Source organism: Pseudidiomarina donghaiensis, from assembly GCF_900116895.1.
GTDB classification, from domain to species: Bacteria; Pseudomonadota; Gammaproteobacteria; order Enterobacterales; family Alteromonadaceae; genus Pseudidiomarina; species Pseudidiomarina donghaiensis.
Window position 1 is genome coordinate 356,216 of record NZ_FPCF01000001.1, and the last position, 15,547, is coordinate 371,762.

Sequence of the window (15,547 nt, forward strand, 5' to 3'; positions counted from 1 at the left end):
ATTCGTTGCGCAAACTCTGAATCACGACTACATTTGTGTATAAGTTTTGTGCGCATAGCTAATGCGCATAAAGGGCTGCTGGCAATCAATGTCATTGACTCAAAGTTCAAGCCGACCACCACACCTACTGTCATGAATTAGAGGGGCATAGCAATGAACTATCAAGCACCTAAAAAAGCGACCAACTTGAGTGTTAGCGAACCCTTGTTGCAAGAAGCTAAAGCGTTGAAGATTAATTTGTCGGCAACATTTGAGGCGGCGCTAGTCGAAGAAGTACGTAAGCAAAAACAGCAACGTTGGCAGCAGGAAAATAAGCAGGCTATTCAAGAAGCGAATAGCTATGTTACCGAACATGGTTTGTTTGCCGCTAAGCATCGGGTGTTCTAATGGCACAGTTTGATGTGTATGAGAATTTGGATGCCGATACTCGAGAAGCCTATCCATTCTTTATCGACTTGCAAAATGATCTATTGCACGACTTGAATACGCGCGTTGTAGCGCCTCTTGTTCTTAAGCAAAGTTTTAAGCGCGCGCCGATACAAGCATTGTGTCCTGTTGTGCGTGGGATAAGGGCGCATGACAGTAACGAAGAGTTCGTGGTGATGACGCATCAGCTTGCTAGTATTCCATTGCCGGCCAATCAAGTGCCAGTGGTTTCATTGAAAGACCAACGATATGTTCTGCTCAATGCGCTCGATTTTTTAATTACCGGCAGTTAGCTGATCACAAGCGGCAAAGAGCGTGGTAAAATTCGCCGCATGACGACAGAAAAAAATAATCAGCGCTTTTCGGGTGTCGAGCGGGTATATGGCCACGCCGCGGCAAACCAATTTTCCCAACATCATGTGGCCGTTATTGGCTTAGGTGGCGTTGGCTCGTGGGCGGTTGAAGCGCTCGCGCGTTCAGGCATTGGTGCGTTAACGCTAATTGACCTTGACGATGTATGCGTCACCAACATGAATCGCCAGCTACCGGCGTTGACGAGCACGGTCGGGCAGCTGAAAACCGAAGTGTTAGCAGCACGCGTGCGCGACATCAACCCGGACTGCCAAGTGCGGGTGATTGATGACTTTTTGTCGGCAGATAATCTTAATGAATATTTAGGATCGGGCGACAGCGGCACGCCAGTCACTGCCGTGTTAGACGCCATTGATAGTGTGAGCGTGAAAGCCGCACTAATTGCCTGGTGCAAACGGCGTAAGTTGCCGCTAGTTACCTGCGGTGGTGCCGGTGGGCAAATAGATCCAAGCCAAGTGGCATCAGCTGATTTAGCCAAAGCCACGCAAGACCCGTTGCTCGCCAAAGTGCGCTCTATGCTGCGCCGTGATTATAACTTTTCGAAAAACCCGAAGCGCTCGTTTGGCGTCACTGCGGTGTATTCAACCGAACAACTGCGCTACCCAACCGCTGACGGCGAATGGTCGCACGCCAAACCTGGCGCGGGCAGCATGCGCATGAATTGCGCCACCGGTTTCGGCGCCGCCATGCCGGTAACCACCACCTTCGCCATGCACGCCGTCGCCCTGCTATTGAAAAAGCTCGTCCCGGCGTGAAACGTTGAACATTGCCTTAGTGGTGGGTATAACCTCGCTGCGCTCGTCCCGGCGTAAAACGCCGGGCTACAGCTTCGCGATGACGTTGCGCAGGCCGTTGCGGCGTGAGCTGGTGACGAAGTCGGCAAGGCCAAGCGTTTCGAAATGTTGGTCGAGTGAGTAGGCGGCCACTTGCGCGCGTGAGGCGCCATGCAACGCCTGGCGAATAATCATTAGCAGCCCCAGCACCACTCGTGATTCGCTGTCGACAGTTAAGCTTAAGGCTTCGCCCGTAACCGCATCGCCAACCCAGTCAGCCTGCGCCCATACCCGCGCCTCGCAACCAAACACTTCGCGCTCAGGTGTCCGAAACTCGTGGTCTACCGCGGCCTGCTTGGCTAGCTGCACCAAATAACGCATGCGGTTTTCGCGCGAGCCCAGTTGGCTGCGCAGCGTTAACAGATCAGATTCAGCCAAAATGCCGTAACACGTATTGTCAGGTAATTGCGTGCTAGAGTTGCGCATGAAAATCCTTACTTAAACACAATAATTCGTCGGGTTTATCAATAAAAGCGGCCGTAAGAGTACCATTTTTGTACCGAAAAATGTTAATCTTGCTCGGTCTCTAATTCATTGGAACAGAACTTTAAACAACAGGAACGACAACATGAAAGTATTAGTGGCGGTCAAACGCGTCATTGATTACAACGTGAAAGTGCGCGTTAAAGCGGACAATTCAGACGTTGATCTGGCCAACGTGAAAATGGCCCTGAACCCGTTCTGTGAAATCGCCGTCGAGGAAGCAGTACGACTCAAAGAAAAAGGCATTGCTGAAGAAGTAGTGGTTGTGAGTATTGGCCCGAAAGCCGTACAAGAGCAGCTGCGCACCGCTTTAGCGTTAGGCGCCGATCGCGCCATTCAGGTAGAAACTGAAGACATGCCTGACTCGCTTGCGGTAGCAAAACTACTCAAGGGTGTGGTTGAGAAAGAACAGCCACAGTTGGTTATTCTGGGCAAGCAAGCCATTGACTCAGACAACAACCAAACTGGCCAAATGCTTGGCGCCTTAACCGGTATGCCACAAGGCACCTTCGCTTCTAAAGTTGACGTTGCTGAAGGCAGCGTGAGCGTGACCCGTGAAGTTGATGGCGGCCTACAAACCGTCAAGTTGCAGCTGCCAGCTATTGTGACTACCGACTTGCGCTTGAACGAACCGCGCTATGCGTCACTGCCAAACATTATGAAAGCGAAGAAAAAGCCGCTTGACGTAATGACCGCAGACGAGCTTGGCGTAAGCGTTAACCGCACCGTTAAAGTATTAAAGGTTGAGCCACCCGCAGAACGCAGTGCCGGCATTAAAGTTGCCGACGTGGCTGAATTGGTTGAAAAATTAAAGAATGAGGCAAAAGTGATATGAGTATTCTCGTTATTGCCGAACACGATAATGCCAGCTTAAACGCGGCAACATTGAAAACCTTAGCTGCAGCGAAGCAAATTGGCGGCGACATTCATGTTCTAGTTGCTGGCGAAGGTTGCCAAGCGGTTGCTGATGAAGCTGCAAAAGCAGAAGGCGTTAGCAAAGTATTGTTGGCAGACAACGCCGCCTACGGTCACTTTTTGGCAGAAAATCTCGGCCAATTGGTTGCTGACTTAGCCAAAGACTATGGCCACGTATTGGCCGCAGCAACGACTACCGGCAAAAACTTTATGCCGCGGGTAGCCGCGTTGTTAGACGTTGCGCAAATTTCAGACATTATTGCGGTAGAAAGCGCAGACACCTTCAAGCGTCCAATCTACGCCGGTAACGCTATTGCGACCGTGCAGTCAGAAGACGCCATCAAGGTGATCACTGTGCGTACCACAGCGTTTGACGCGGTCGCTGCCGAAGGTGGCAACGCTAGCGTTGACGCAGTAAGCAATGTTGTAAACAACGACAAAGCCGAATTTGTTGGTGAAGAACTTGCCGAGTCAGAGCGCCCAGAGTTAACCGCAGCTAGCGTAGTTATTTCAGGTGGTCGCGGTATGCAAAACGGCGAAAACTTCCATTTGCTTGAGAAAGTAGCCGACAAACTTGGCGCGGCTGTTGGTGCATCACGCGCCGCGGTTGACGCAGGCTTTGTACCAAACGACATGCAAGTTGGCCAAACCGGTAAAATTGTCGCCCCTGACCTTTACATTGCAGTAGGTATCAGCGGTGCTATTCAGCATTTGGCCGGTATGAAAGACTCAAAAGTTATTGTCGCGATTAACAAAGACGAAGAAGCACCAATTTTCCAAGTTGCAGACTATGGCTTGGTCGCTGATTTGTTCGACGTACTGCCCGAGCTAGAGCAAAAGCTGTAGCCCGGCGTTTTACGCCGGGACGTGCGTAGCACGGTTAATCTAAAAACGTTTATCGTTATTCGTTGATCGTTAATCGTTATTCGTTAATCGTCATTCGAAAAAGTGAAAACAAAAATCTCCGTGCGGTGGACCGTGCGGAGATTTTTTTATGCGCAGCGAATAACGATGCTGCGCATCACTCGGCGTAGAACGCCGAGCTACCCCTTCGAATAACGAATATCGCCTTAGCCTTTACACAGTTCTTACGAAGTAAAGTGCGTGGACAGTCTTTACACTCGTTGCTATAACATCCTCATACGTCAATCATCATAGTAAGCGGTTTATGTGAGGATGCCGAACATGAAAAAAACAATAACATTCGCGGTAGCATTAGCCTTATCTTCAGCAAGCTTAGCTGCACACGCAAACAAACTAGAATTGCGCGGTAGCATTAACTATGGCTACAGCCAGCAAGCCGATGAACGCATCGAATTCAGTCAAGCCACCTATTTAATTGAAGTAAGCCAGCAAGCCAATATGCCGCTGGTTTACGCAGCCAGCTCGTGGGGCCAATACAAAGACGCCATTGAGCAAGTTACGGTGTCAATAAAAGACGCAGCAGGCAACGACATCATTGTCAATCAACCAATTACTGTGGCAGCTGAGTTAACGCCTCTCGCCAATACTTTTTATTTTGACCAAGGCCGTTACACAGACTTTGTCAGTTGGACACTAAATGGTGTTACCGCAGCGGGCATGAACAGCCAAACCAAGCTCAACCTGCAAGGCCCACGAGAATCGTTTTTGGCATCAACGGCAGAGTTTCCACGCTTCATAAGTAACCCTAGGTACGTGAACGCAACGCTAACCTCAAGCGTGGAAACTGCCGCTGGTACCTCGCTCCTTTATTTGCAGGGGCCTGTAACTAGCATTCAAGAAGCAACCCTTGATAGTGACGGTGACGGTGTACTGGACGATCTCGACAGCTGCCCAGGCACTGACGCCAGAGCGACAGTTGTGGTCGGTAGCAACGACTCTGGAGTGACGAACAGTGTCGATGCTGCCGGCTGCTCAATTGCGGACCACGTGAAAGCTTGCTTTGCCGAAGCCAATAACCACGGCGATGCGGTTTCTTGCGTATCGCACCTTGCCAAAGAACTGCGCCAAGCGGGTACCATTAACGGTCGCGACCAAGGTCAACTACTGCGCTCACTCTGAGCGCAGCCCCCCACTAATATCTAATATCCAATATCTGATATCGCCGTTGCAATTTTTCCCAACGAATCACTTGCATATTTGTAACTCATCGGACATGATTGAACCTATAACATCCTAATCGGATTAGGTGGCTAACATGAAAAGAAGAACAACTATGCTAAAAAAATTACCTATCGCGTCAGCTATCGCGCTGGCATTAGCAGGAACAGCAAGCGTTCAAGCCGCGGAATTTGAAGTTGGTGATTTCCGTGTTAAATTCGACTCCATTATTTCCTATGGTGCCGCGTGGCGTATGGAAGAGCGCGACATGCGTCTCATCCACCCAGGCAATATGGAAGGTGGTTTAGGCCAGTCAGGCGTCGCCGACGACGGTAACCTAAACTACGACAAAGGCGACATGGTCTCGTCAGTACTTAAAGGTGTTCATGACTTGAGCATCGACGGTGGCGATTACGGCGCATTTGTTCGTTTCAAATATTGGTATGACGACGTTATCAAGAATAACGAAGTTGCACACGGTCACACGTCAACCAACTACTATCCAAATGTCACCCTAGACAACGACGGTTTAGACGACTGGTCTACCGGCTCAGGTATTAAATTACTCGATGCGTTTGTATACGGTTACTTTGACATCGGTGATATGCCAGCCAACCTGCGCGTGGGTCGCCAAGTATTAAGTTGGGGTGAAAGTACCTTCATCTTTAACGGTATCAACGCCATCAACCCAGTAGACGTGAACGCTGTTCGTCGTCCAGGTGTTGAAATTAAAGAAGCATTGTTACCCGTTGGTATGATCAACTTAAACGTTGGTTTAACCGACGAAACCAGTTTAGACATGTTCTATCAGTACGAGTGGGACGACTACAAACTTGATGGTTGTGGTACCTTCTTCTCTACGGTAGACATTTTAGGCGGCCCAGGTTGTAACAAAATTACCCTGAACCCGCAGTTAGTACCTGGCCTAGCTAGCTCAAACCTGAGCGACCTTGAGTCTATTCAATATGGTACTTACCTAGAGCGTCGCCCAGATATTGAGCCAGACGACGGCGGTCAATATGGTTTCGCGTTGCGTCATTATGCGACTGATATCGACACTGAATTTGGTGTTTATTTCATGAACATTCACACGCAGACGCCAATTATTTCTGCCTACAACTGGCAACAACAACCGTCTCCAGCATTGAGCCACCCAGATGGTATTCCAATTGCTGGTCCTGACTATGTGTTGCTGTTCCCTGAAGATCAAAAAATCTTTGGTTTGAGTGCTTCAACCTTAATCGGTGAATGGTCTGTTGGCGGTGAAGTAAGCCACCGCTTAGACATGCCAGTGCAAATTAACACCACTGAAATCCTAAGTGCAGGTTTACGTGCCGGCGTACCAAGCACCTTCTCTAACCGTATTCAACGTGACGGTACTGGCGCAATTACCAACCTCGGTGAATTGCAAGAAGGTTATGACGAGTACGACGTGTCGCAATGGCAGTTAACAGGTGTGCGCTTCTTTGACCGTGCATTAGGTTCTGACCGTATTACCTTCATTGGTGAAGTAGCGGTAAGTAAAGTACATGGCCTTGCTGACTTAGACGAGCAGCGCTATGGTCGTAACCCAGTATTCGGTAAGTGCTTAACCGTTGCTGACCAAAATGCCTTGGGTAACCCAACGGCAACCACGAATATTAACTGTGAAGGCTTTGTTACCGCTACATCGTGGGGCTACCGTGCTCGCGTAGTGGGTGAATACAACAACGTATTCTCAGGTTGGAACATGTTTCCAACTATTGCCTTTGGCCACGATGTGAAAGGTTATTCTGCGAACTCGAACTTTATCGAAGGTCGTAAAACCTTGGGCTTGAGCGTAGACTTCAGCTACTTAAGCGAGTACAAAATTGGCGTTGGTTATAACATCACCGATGGTGCTGATTTTGACCCAGCTGACGACCGTGACTTCGCATCAGTTAGCTTTAGCTACAGCTTCTAAGGCTTAGTTTCAGCCGACAGAGCAAAACGGAATACCGTTTTAAGAAAGCCCTCGTGGTTGTCAAAACAACTGCGGGGGTTTTTTAACGTTTAACGAATGGAAAAACCGTGACTACTACCAATTATTACTTTATTGCGTCCCCTCTACATCTTTTGTTTAGCGTTGTGAAAGCGCTAGAAAATAAGCAACAACGAAATATCGCCGTTATAGATTACTACCTAGAAAGCAACCGTAAGTTGTTTACTGACGTGCTACAACAAGGCGATATATTCGAAACTGTGATTAGCTTTGACGACTCACACATTAAAAGCAAAGTAACCAAACGCAAAGCGCGGCTGAAGACGTTATCTGAACTTGTCGGGCAAACTCCGCCGTCGCGTATTTATACGGGCTCAGATCGCAGCCTTGAATTTCAATACTGCATGCATTTGAGCAATCAAAAAGGCCGCACAGTGGAAGGCGAGTACCTTGACGAGGGCACGCAAACCTACCTCGGCCACCGTTATATGCATAAGTTTGTGCACCTGTACGTAGAACCGTTATTGAAGAAACTAGCCTATGGATGGTGGTGGAAGAGCCCAAAAATGATCGGTGCATCGGGTTGGATAAAAACCATTCATGCTACTTTTCCAGAGTTAGTGCACCCTGTGCTGCGCGACAATAAGGACAAAGAAATCAAGGCGATTTCTCATGATCAGTTCGCCACGCCAGAATTTGCGGCGTTTACCAATAAGCTTATGGAGCTTTCCGATATTGACCCCGTGCCATTGCAAAATGTCGACTACGTGATCTTGCTAACCGGTGATTCGTTTTACACCGACGTGCGCGCACATTTGAACAAACTGCTCGATGTTTTAACCAAGAAAACCAGTAAAAACCGTATTGCATTGAAGCCACACCCGCGCTCTGAGCACTTAGCAGAATTTCAACGTGAACACCCCGAGCTGGTGCACATTGATAACCGTGTTGGATTTGAGCTGTTGTTATCGCAATTCCATGAAAACTGTACTTTTATTGGTGATGTAAGTTCCACTTTGTTTACTATTCGTTGGTTAAACCAAAATCAGAAAGTATTAGCGGTGAAGCTACAGCAAAAAACGCCAGATCACTTTGTGCAGCCCCTCGCTAATTTATTAAGCTCGGTAAACGTACCGCAGTTAAGTTATGACGAGCTGGAGAACCTACTATGAAAAAACTCTTAACTTTAAGCTTGTTGCTATCGGCAACGAGTGTTTACGCAAATGCCAGTGACAACACGCTAAAGCTTGAAGACGTTTTTCAGCTTGAATACGCAAGCCAACCGGCGGTGCACCCAGACGGTGGCTACACGGTGTTTGTGCGTAATTATATGGACATTATGTCCGACCGTCGCTTAGGCAACTTATGGCGCGTAGACAACAAAGGCGAACTCCGCCCGTTAACTGGCGGCGAAGCCAATGACCATTCACCAACTTGGTCGCCAGACGGCAAAACCTTAGCCTTTGTGTCGAACCGCTCAGGCAGCAACCAAATTCACCTGTATTGGGCCGACAGCCGCGACGACGCGCCGGTCACTCGGCTAACTGGTAGCCCCAGCAATTTAACCTGGTCGCCGGACGGCAAATGGTTGGCTTTTACCATGTTTACCCCAGGCAGCAAACCAGTCCCTGTTAGTTTACCGGGCAAGCCGCAAGGCGCCGAATGGGCTCAGCCTGCGCGCTACATTGACAAAGACAACTACCGCTTCGACGGCGCCGGCTATGCACCGGAAGGCTACACGCAAATTTATGTGGTGCCAGCAAGCGGCGGCACGCCGCGCCAGTTAACCCACGACGAGTTTAATCACGGCGGCCAATTATCTTGGACTGGCGACAGTAAGCACATTATTTTTTCCGCCAACCGTCGTGACAACGCGTTCGAGCAGCCCAATAACTCTGAGTTGTATCAGTTAGCTGTGGCCGACGGTGCTATTAAACAGTTAACCGACCGCAATGGTCCAGACCGTTCACCGCAGGTAAGCCCAGACGGCAAAAAAATAGCTTGGTTAGGTTATGACGACGAACGCATGAGCTACCAGTTAACCCAGTTGTACGTGATGGACGTTGACGGTGGCTCACCGAAGCTAATGACCAGCGAACTGGATTACTCCGTGGATAGCGTGAAATGGTCAGCCGACAGCCGTGGCGTTTACTTTAGCTATGACCGTGAAGGCAAAGGCCACATTGCCTATCAAAACCTTAGCGGCAAGCGCCGCGTGCTGACCGACAGCATGGGTGGCTTGACCTATACACGCCCCTACAGCGGCGGTAGTTTTGATGTCAGCAAAGACGGCGACTTGGTGTTTACCATGGCCAGCCCATATCGCCCAGCCGATTTAATGCTGCAAACCAGCAAACTGAAGCGTAAGCTAACCGCCTTAAATGAAGACGCCCTGGCGCACAAAGAGCTGGGGCGTATTGAAGAAATTTGGTACGAGTCAAGCCACGACGACTATAAAATTCAAGGCTGGATTGCATACCCACCGAACTTTGACCCGACCAGAAAATATCCGTTAATTTTGGAAATTCACGGTGGCCCGCACACGGCATACGCCGGTTCGTTTGCTGCTGAAATTCAGTTGATGGCCGCGCAAGGCTATGTGGTGCTGTACACCAACCCGCGCGGTAGCACCAGTTATGGCGAAAAATTTGCCCAAGAAATTCACCATAATTACCCAAGCAATGACTACACCGACCTCATGGACGGTGTGGACGCGGTAATCGAGAAAGGCTTTATTGACGAAAACCGTTTGTACGTTACCGGTGGTAGCGGTGGTGGTGTGCTAACCGCATGGATTGTCGGCCACACCGATCGTTTCGCCGCCGCGGTGGTCGCCAAGCCGGTTATCAATTGGTACAGCTTTGTGCTTACTGCAGACGCATACAACTACTTCACCAAATACTGGTTCCCGGGCGTGCCGTGGGAGCATCAAGAGCATTACATGAAGTATTCACCAATTAGCTACGTGGGCAACGTGAAAACACCAACCATGTTGTTAACCGGTGAAGCTGACTACCGTACGCCAATTTCTGAAACCGAGCAGTACTACCAAGCGCTGAAACTAGCCGGCGTGGAAACCGCCATGGTGCGTATTCCTGACGCGCCGCACGGCATTGCTGGTCGACCGTCAAACTTGATGAGCAAAGTGGCGTATATTCTGCACTGGTTTGATAATCATAAATCGAACGAGTAACGCACACCGTGTCTGATACTACTTGGCGAGACGTATTAGCCGAAGAAAAGCAAGCAGCTTACTTTGTTGAGCTGCTTGCTCGCGTGCAAGCCGAACGTGACGCCGGGAAGGCCATTTACCCACCCGCTGCCGAGGTGTTTGCCGCACTGAAGTTAACGCCACTGTCTAATGTACGTGTGGTTATTTTGGGGCAAGACCCATATCACGGCCCTGGCCAAGCCCATGGTTTATGCTTTTCGGTACCGCAAGGCGTGAAACACCCGCCATCGCTACGTAATATTTTTAAAGCCATACAGCATGACTACCCAGATTTTGCCGTGCCCGAATCTGGCGACTTAACCCATTGGGCCGAGCAGGGCGTGTTGTTGTTAAATACGGTGCTGACGGTAGAGCAGGGCAAAGCGCACTCGCATGCCAAGTGGGGCTGGGAAACTTTTACTGATCGGGTGATTGAAGCGGTGAATAAACACCGCGAAGGCGTGGTGTTTTTGTTATGGGGCGCCCATGCACAAAAGAAGGGCGCGCTGATTGACCGCACGCGGCATTACGTGTTGGAAACCGTGCATCCATCGCCGTTATCGGCTCACCGCGGCTTTCTCACCGCTGGCCATTTCCGCCGCACCAACGAACTTTTGGCGAAGCCAATTCTGTGGTAGCCCGGCGTTCTACGCCGGGCAGTGCGCAGCACTGTTATTGCTTGTTATCAGGCGATCTAGTATCACCGCCTCCGGCGTCCCGGCGTGCAACGCCGGGCTACAGATCAAATTCGTCGAGGTCGGCGTCGAAGTCGAAATCCATATCGCGCAGCTCATCGCGCAAACGATACTTTTCTTTCAACATTTCAATTTCACGCCATTTACGTGGGGCATTTTTCTTAGACTTAGATTCAACTTGCTTTAGCTCTTCTGAATGATCCATAGGACCCTCCGGCTTTTTTGTTATGTTGTTCTAATTGTGTGTAGCGCAACAGGGTTATAACATAAGCGATTAAAAATTGGAACATAAATGGGTAAATGATAACCAGTGTGGTCGGCCAAGGGCGAACTTGCATCACTGTGGCAAACTGCGTATAATCCGCGGCCACAAAATTGTTCTTTCACAGCACAGGTAATTGGTATGCATCCGATGTTAAACATAGCGGTGCGCGCAGCGCGTGCGGCCGGCAAAATTTTAGTCAAAAACTTTGGCGTAGAAGTTGACCTTAACGTTCAAACAAAAAGCCAAAACGATTTCGTCACCGAACTCGACAAAGCGGCTGAAAGTGCCATCATTCGTACCATTCAAAAAGCTTACCCAGACCACTCGTTCCTTGCGGAAGAAAGCGGCGAACAGGTAGGCAAAGAAGCCGATCACAAGTGGATTATTGACCCACTCGACGGCACCACCAATTACTTGCGCGGTGTTCCTCACTTCGCCATCTCAATTGCTTATTTATACAAAGACGTCGTGCAAGCGGCCGTCGTGTATGATCCTTTGCGTGAAGAATTATTTACCGCATCAAAAGGCCAAGGCGCCCAGCTTAACGGCAAGCGTATTCGTGCCACCAAACAGCGCGACCTGAACGGCGCCCTGCTAGCAACCGGCTTCCCATTCAAGCGCAAAGACATGACCAAAGATTACTTAGCGGTATTCTCGGCATTGTTTGAGCACACCGCCGACATGCGTCGCAACGGCTCAGCAGCTCTTGATTTGGTGTACGTTGCCAACGGCCGTATTGACGGCTTCTGGGAATTCAGCTTAAAGCCGTGGGACATTGCGGCTGGCCAATTAATCGTGCGTGAAGCTGGCGGTATTGTGACCGACTTCGCTGGCGGGCATGGCTTTATGCGTAGCGGCAATGTGGTTGCAGGCAATCCGAAAGTGGTGCAGCACCTGCTTACCAAAGCCCGCCCGCACTTACCTGAAAGCTTGAAGTAGCCCGGCGTTGTACGCCGGGAGGTGCGTAGCACCGTAAATGTTGAATTGAAAGCCTATCGCCAGAAAGTTAAGTATAACCGTGGCGAAGCCACGTCCCGGCGTACAACGCCGGGCTACGGCAAAATAGTTAAGGTTTTGATCATGCTTGAAAGAATTCGGATTGTACTCGTCAACACCAGCCACACCGGCAACATCGGTTCCGTCGCCCGCGCCATGAAAACCATGGGGCTGAACGAACTGTACTTGGTCGACCCAGTGCAAGAGCCGGACAGCCACGCCTCAGCATTGGCGGCCGGCGCCACCGATGTCTTGCACAAAGCAAAAATAGTACCAACCTTAAGCGAAGCGATCGCTGATTGTGGCTTAGTGGTTGGCACCAGCGCCCGCAATCGTACCCTCGATTGGCCATTACTTGGGCCGCGCGAAACCGCCGCCAAAGTGCTAGCCGAAGCACCTAATTACCCAGTCGCCATGGTGTTCGGGCGTGAAAGCAGCGGTTTAACCAACGACGAGCTGCAACAATGCACCCATCACGTGCATATTCCGTCAAACCCCGATTACAGCTCGTTAAATTTGGCCATGGCCGTGCAAACCTTAGTCTACGAAGTACGCATGCAGTTCTTAGAAGCGGATAAGCACCCGCATCGCGAGCAAAGTGAGTACCCACTTGCTGAAGATTTAGAACGCTTCTACGCGCACTTGGAAAACACGCTAACCGACACTGGGTTTATCATTAAAAACCACCCAGGGCAGGTGATGGCGAAGCTACGTCGACTGTTCAGTCGCGCACGCCCGGAGTCGGCAGAACTCAATATCCTGCGCGGCATCCTGACGTCAATAGATAAGAAGTAGCCCGGCGTTCCACGCCGGGAGGTGCGCAGCACCGTTAATGCCGAATTGAACGTACATCGCCGAAAAGCAGGCAATAACAGCGCTTCGCGCTACCCGGCGAACATCGCCGAATAGCAGGCAATAACAGCGCTTCGCGCTACCCGGCGAACATCGCCGAATAGCAGGCAATAACAGCGCTTCGCGCTACCCGGCGAACATCGCCGAATAGCAGGCAATAACAGCGCTTCGCGCTACCCGGCGAACATCGCCGAATAGCAGGCAATAACAGCGCTTCGCGCTACCCGGCGTGGAACGCCGGGCTACGGTATTCGCGACTTGTCGCGAATACTTGACTAAAATAGTCGGGAATGGCAGAATTACGGCATACATTCAAGGAGGCAACACCGCTATGCGCTTAACCTCAAAAGGCCGTTACGCCGTTACCGCAATGCTCGACGTAGCGCTACATACAGAACAAGGGCCAGTGTCATTGGCTGATATTTCAGAACGCCAAGGCATTTCGTTAAGTTATCTTGAACAATTATTTGCGCGCTTACGTAAGCAAGGGCTAGTTAGCAGTGTGCGCGGCCCTGGCGGCGGATACCGTTTAGGTCTTGAAGCGAGCATGATCTCGATTAGCGCAGTTATTCAAGCGGTTGACGAAAGTATTGACGCCACCCGTTGCCAAGGTAAAGGCGGTTGCCAAGGTGGCGCCCGTTGTTTGACCCATTCGCTATGGACAGATTTAAGCGAACGAATTGAAGATTTTCTAACCAGCATCACACTGGCCGAGTTAGTCACTCAAGAAGACATCGCCAAAGTGGCACTGCGCCAAAATAACCTGGCAAACGACCAGAAACGACGCGAAAACCAAATTGCATTGAGCCAGTAAGCAGTCTGGCAAGAGGAGTAGCCTGATGAAATTACCGATTTACTTTGATTACGCAGCAACCACCCCGGTTGACCCGCGTGTTGCCGAAAAAATGATTCAGTTTTTGACCCCAGAAGGTCAATACGGCAACCCAGCGTCGCGTTCACACCGTTTTGGTTGGCAAGCTGAAGAGGCAGTTGATATTGCCCGTAATCAAGTGGCCGAATTAATTAACGCCGACCCGCGTGAAATTGTGTTCACCTCAGGTGCGACCGAGTCAGACAACTTGGCCATTAAAGGTGCGGCGGAATTTTACAGCAAAAAAGGCAAGCACATTATTACCGTGAAAACCGAGCACAAAGCAGTGCTTGATACCTGCCGTCAAATGGAGCGCGAAGGCTTCGAAGTGACCTACTTAGACGTGCAAGAAGACGGTTTAATTGACCTCGATGCATTCAAAGCAGCGCTGCGCGAAGACACCGTACTGGTTAGCGTGATGCACGTGAACAACGAAATTGGTGTCATTCAAGACATCGAAACCATCGGTAACTTGTGCCGCGCAAACAAAACTATTTTCCACGTGGATGGCGCGCAAAGCTGCGGTAAAATAGACGTTGATATGGAAAAGCTGCCGGTTGATTTGTTCAGCATTTCAGCCCACAAAATGTATGGCCCGAAAGGCATTGGCGCGTTGTACGTCCGTCGTAAGCCACGGGTACGCCTAAATGCCCAAATGCACGGCGGTGGTCATGAGCGCGGCATGCGTTCAGGTACCCTAGCAACGCACCAAATTGCCGGCTTCGGTGAAGCGGCACGCATTGCGAAAGAAGAAATGGCCGCAGAACGTGAGCGTTTCAAAATGCTACACGACCGCTTGTGGAACGGCGTAAAAGATATCGAAGAAGTGTATGTAAACGGCGACCAAGAGCATGCTGTGCCACACATCTTCAACATTAGCTTTAACTTTGTGGAAGGCGAAAGCCTGATTATGGCACTGAAAGACCTTGCGGTTTCTTCAGGTTCAGCCTGTACATCAGCTAGCCTTGAGCCATCGTACGTATTGCGCGCCCTAGGCCGCAATGACGAGTTGGCACATAGCTCAATTCGCTTCAGCTTCGGCCGTTTTACTACCGAAGAAGAAGTGGATTACGCCATTCAGCAAATCAACAGTTCAATTGGTCGCTTGCGCGACATGTCACCCCTTTGGGAAATGTACAAAGACGGCGTCGACTTAAGCACCGTCGAGTGGGCGGCACACTAAGAGAGGTATCACGGTATGGCATATAGTGAAAAAGTAATCGACCATTATGAGAACCCGCGCAACGTAGGCGCGTTCGACAAAAATGACCCGTCAATTGCAACCGGTATGGTCGGCGCACCAGCTTGTGGTGACGTGATGAAACTGCAATTGAAAATTAACGACGACGGCATTATTGAAGACGCCAAGTTCAAAACCTACGGGTGTGGTTCGGCTATCGCGTCTAGCTCGTTGGTGACTGAGTGGGTAAAAGGCAAGTCTATTGACGAAGCATCGCAGTTGAAAAACACGCAAATTGCAGAAGAGCTTGCACTGCCACCGGTTAAAATTCACTGCTCAATTTTGGCCGAAGACGCCATTAAAGCAGCGATTGCTGACTACAAAACGAAACACGCTAAATAATTAG

Annotated in this window: 17 protein-coding genes; 15 read left to right on the forward strand and 2 right to left on the reverse strand. The window is 50.1% G+C overall.

The features are described 5' to 3' along the window. Positions 1-153 precede the first annotated feature (153 nt). Genes BM334_RS01720 through tcdA form a run of 3 tightly spaced genes read left to right on the forward strand, consistent with a single transcriptional unit; the run spans position 154 to position 1,553 of the window. Positions 154-387: a type II toxin-antitoxin system CcdA family antitoxin gene (locus BM334_RS01720; protein ID WP_055439210.1), complete on the forward strand. Its 234-nt coding sequence runs from the start codon at positions 154-156 to the stop codon at positions 385-387. Then, the gene (locus tag BM334_RS01725; RefSeq protein WP_092837049.1) at positions 387-719 is read left to right on the forward strand and encodes a CcdB family protein; all 333 of its coding nucleotides are present in this window, start codon (positions 387-389) and stop codon (positions 717-719) included. The genes BM334_RS01720 and BM334_RS01725 overlap by 1 nt, the downstream gene beginning before the upstream one ends. 39 nt (positions 720-758) lie before the next feature. Further along, positions 759-1,553, forward strand: a complete 795-nt coding sequence (gene tcdA / locus BM334_RS01730) for a tRNA cyclic N6-threonylcarbamoyladenosine(37) synthase TcdA (RefSeq protein ID WP_092837052.1) — start codon at positions 759-761, stop codon at positions 1,551-1,553. Positions 1,554-1,619: 66 nt separating this feature from the next. Here the strand turns inward: tcdA and BM334_RS01735 are convergent, their stop codons facing one another. After that, positions 1,620-2,057 (reverse strand): SufE family protein, encoded by a 438-nt coding sequence (locus BM334_RS01735; RefSeq protein WP_092837055.1) that lies wholly within the window; start codon positions 2,055-2,057, stop codon positions 1,620-1,622. Positions 2,058-2,199: 142 nt separating this feature from the next. Here BM334_RS01735 and BM334_RS01740 point away from each other — a divergent pair, with 142 nt between their 5' ends. The 7 genes from BM334_RS01740 (at position 2,200) to ung (ending at position 10,920) form a co-directional block, all read left to right on the forward strand. Continuing rightward, on the forward strand, positions 2,200-2,949 hold the full coding sequence (locus BM334_RS01740; protein WP_092837058.1) for an electron transfer flavoprotein subunit beta/FixA family protein: 750 nt from the start codon (positions 2,200-2,202) through the stop codon (positions 2,947-2,949). After that, a complete protein-coding gene (locus BM334_RS01745) occupies positions 2,946-3,875 on the forward strand; it encodes an electron transfer flavoprotein subunit alpha/FixB family protein (RefSeq protein WP_092837060.1) in 930 nt (309 codons plus the stop codon). Before BM334_RS01740 ends, BM334_RS01745 begins: the two co-directional genes overlap by 4 nt. A gap of 339 nt (positions 3,876-4,214) precedes the next feature. Continuing rightward, positions 4,215-5,072, forward strand: a complete 858-nt coding sequence (locus tag BM334_RS01750) for a hypothetical protein (protein ID WP_092837062.1) — start codon at positions 4,215-4,217, stop codon at positions 5,070-5,072. 136 nt (positions 5,073-5,208) lie between these two features. Continuing rightward, positions 5,209-7,053: a DUF1302 domain-containing protein gene (locus BM334_RS01755; RefSeq protein ID WP_256209337.1), complete on the forward strand. Its 1,845-nt coding sequence runs from the start codon at positions 5,209-5,211 to the stop codon at positions 7,051-7,053. A 107-nt stretch (positions 7,054-7,160) separates the two neighbouring features. Continuing rightward, complete coding sequence (locus BM334_RS01760) at positions 7,161-8,243, forward strand: polysialyltransferase family glycosyltransferase (protein ID WP_092837068.1); 1,083 nt, start codon at positions 7,161-7,163, stop codon at positions 8,241-8,243. Beyond that, positions 8,240-10,264: a S9 family peptidase gene (locus tag BM334_RS01765; RefSeq protein ID WP_092837071.1), complete on the forward strand. Its 2,025-nt coding sequence runs from the start codon at positions 8,240-8,242 to the stop codon at positions 10,262-10,264. Before BM334_RS01760 ends, BM334_RS01765 begins: the two co-directional genes overlap by 4 nt. Before the next feature lie 8 nt (positions 10,265-10,272). Further along, positions 10,273-10,920, forward strand: a complete 648-nt coding sequence (gene ung, locus BM334_RS01770) for a uracil-DNA glycosylase (RefSeq protein ID WP_092837074.1) — start codon at positions 10,273-10,275, stop codon at positions 10,918-10,920. 97 nt (positions 10,921-11,017) lie between these two features. On the opposite strand, the gene BM334_RS01775 is transcribed toward ung, so the two are convergent. After that, positions 11,018-11,182 (reverse strand): DUF3545 family protein, encoded by a 165-nt coding sequence (locus BM334_RS01775; protein ID WP_072243416.1) that lies wholly within the window; start codon positions 11,180-11,182, stop codon positions 11,018-11,020. 198 nt (positions 11,183-11,380) lie between these two features. Here BM334_RS01775 and suhB point away from each other — a divergent pair, with 198 nt between their 5' ends. From suhB to iscU, 5 genes are all read left to right on the forward strand, one after another. Next, complete coding sequence (gene suhB / locus BM334_RS01780) at positions 11,381-12,181, forward strand: inositol-1-monophosphatase (protein ID WP_092837077.1); 801 nt, start codon at positions 11,381-11,383, stop codon at positions 12,179-12,181. Between the two features lie 141 nt (positions 12,182-12,322). Beyond that, positions 12,323-13,033: a tRNA (cytosine(32)/uridine(32)-2'-O)-methyltransferase TrmJ gene (gene trmJ, locus BM334_RS01785; protein WP_092839191.1), complete on the forward strand. Its 711-nt coding sequence runs from the start codon at positions 12,323-12,325 to the stop codon at positions 13,031-13,033. Positions 13,034-13,421: 388 nt separating this feature from the next. Then, positions 13,422-13,904: a Fe-S cluster assembly transcriptional regulator IscR gene (gene iscR / locus BM334_RS01790; RefSeq protein WP_092837080.1), complete on the forward strand. Its 483-nt coding sequence runs from the start codon at positions 13,422-13,424 to the stop codon at positions 13,902-13,904. Between the two features lie 25 nt (positions 13,905-13,929). Continuing rightward, positions 13,930-15,144: an IscS subfamily cysteine desulfurase gene (locus BM334_RS01795; protein WP_092837083.1), complete on the forward strand. Its 1,215-nt coding sequence runs from the start codon at positions 13,930-13,932 to the stop codon at positions 15,142-15,144. 15 nt (positions 15,145-15,159) lie between these two features. Next, positions 15,160-15,543 (forward strand): Fe-S cluster assembly scaffold IscU, encoded by a 384-nt coding sequence (gene iscU / locus BM334_RS01800; RefSeq protein WP_055439193.1) that lies wholly within the window; start codon positions 15,160-15,162, stop codon positions 15,541-15,543. The last annotated feature ends 4 nt before the right edge of the window (positions 15,544-15,547 follow it).

Bases quoted from the DNA above. Each gene is read 5' to 3' on its own strand.
- BM334_RS01720 (WP_055439210.1), top strand. From the start codon at position 154: ATGAACTATCAAGCACCTAAAAAAGCGACCAACTTGAGTGTTAGCGAA.
- BM334_RS01725 (WP_092837049.1), top strand. From the start codon at position 387: ATGGCACAGTTTGATGTGTATGAGAATTTGGATGCCGATACTCGAGAA.
- tcdA (WP_092837052.1), top strand. From the start codon at position 759: ATGACGACAGAAAAAAATAATCAGCGCTTTTCGGGTGTCGAGCGGGTA.
- BM334_RS01735 (WP_092837055.1), bottom strand. From the start codon at position 2,057: ATGCGCAACTCTAGCACGCAATTACCTGACAATACGTGTTACGGCATT.
- BM334_RS01740 (WP_092837058.1), top strand. From the start codon at position 2,200: ATGAAAGTATTAGTGGCGGTCAAACGCGTCATTGATTACAACGTGAAA.
- BM334_RS01745 (WP_092837060.1), top strand. From the start codon at position 2,946: ATGAGTATTCTCGTTATTGCCGAACACGATAATGCCAGCTTAAACGCG.
- BM334_RS01750 (WP_092837062.1), top strand. From the start codon at position 4,215: ATGAAAAAAACAATAACATTCGCGGTAGCATTAGCCTTATCTTCAGCA.
- BM334_RS01755 (WP_256209337.1), top strand. From the start codon at position 5,209: ATGAAAAGAAGAACAACTATGCTAAAAAAATTACCTATCGCGTCAGCT.
- BM334_RS01765 (WP_092837071.1), top strand. From the start codon at position 8,240: ATGAAAAAACTCTTAACTTTAAGCTTGTTGCTATCGGCAACGAGTGTT.
- BM334_RS01775 (WP_072243416.1), bottom strand. From the start codon at position 11,182: ATGGATCATTCAGAAGAGCTAAAGCAAGTTGAATCTAAGTCTAAGAAA.
- suhB (WP_092837077.1), top strand. From the start codon at position 11,381: ATGCATCCGATGTTAAACATAGCGGTGCGCGCAGCGCGTGCGGCCGGC.
- trmJ (WP_092839191.1), top strand. From the start codon at position 12,323: ATGCTTGAAAGAATTCGGATTGTACTCGTCAACACCAGCCACACCGGC.
- iscR (WP_092837080.1), top strand. From the start codon at position 13,422: ATGCGCTTAACCTCAAAAGGCCGTTACGCCGTTACCGCAATGCTCGAC.
- BM334_RS01795 (WP_092837083.1), top strand. From the start codon at position 13,930: ATGAAATTACCGATTTACTTTGATTACGCAGCAACCACCCCGGTTGAC.
- iscU (WP_055439193.1), top strand. From the start codon at position 15,160: ATGGCATATAGTGAAAAAGTAATCGACCATTATGAGAACCCGCGCAAC.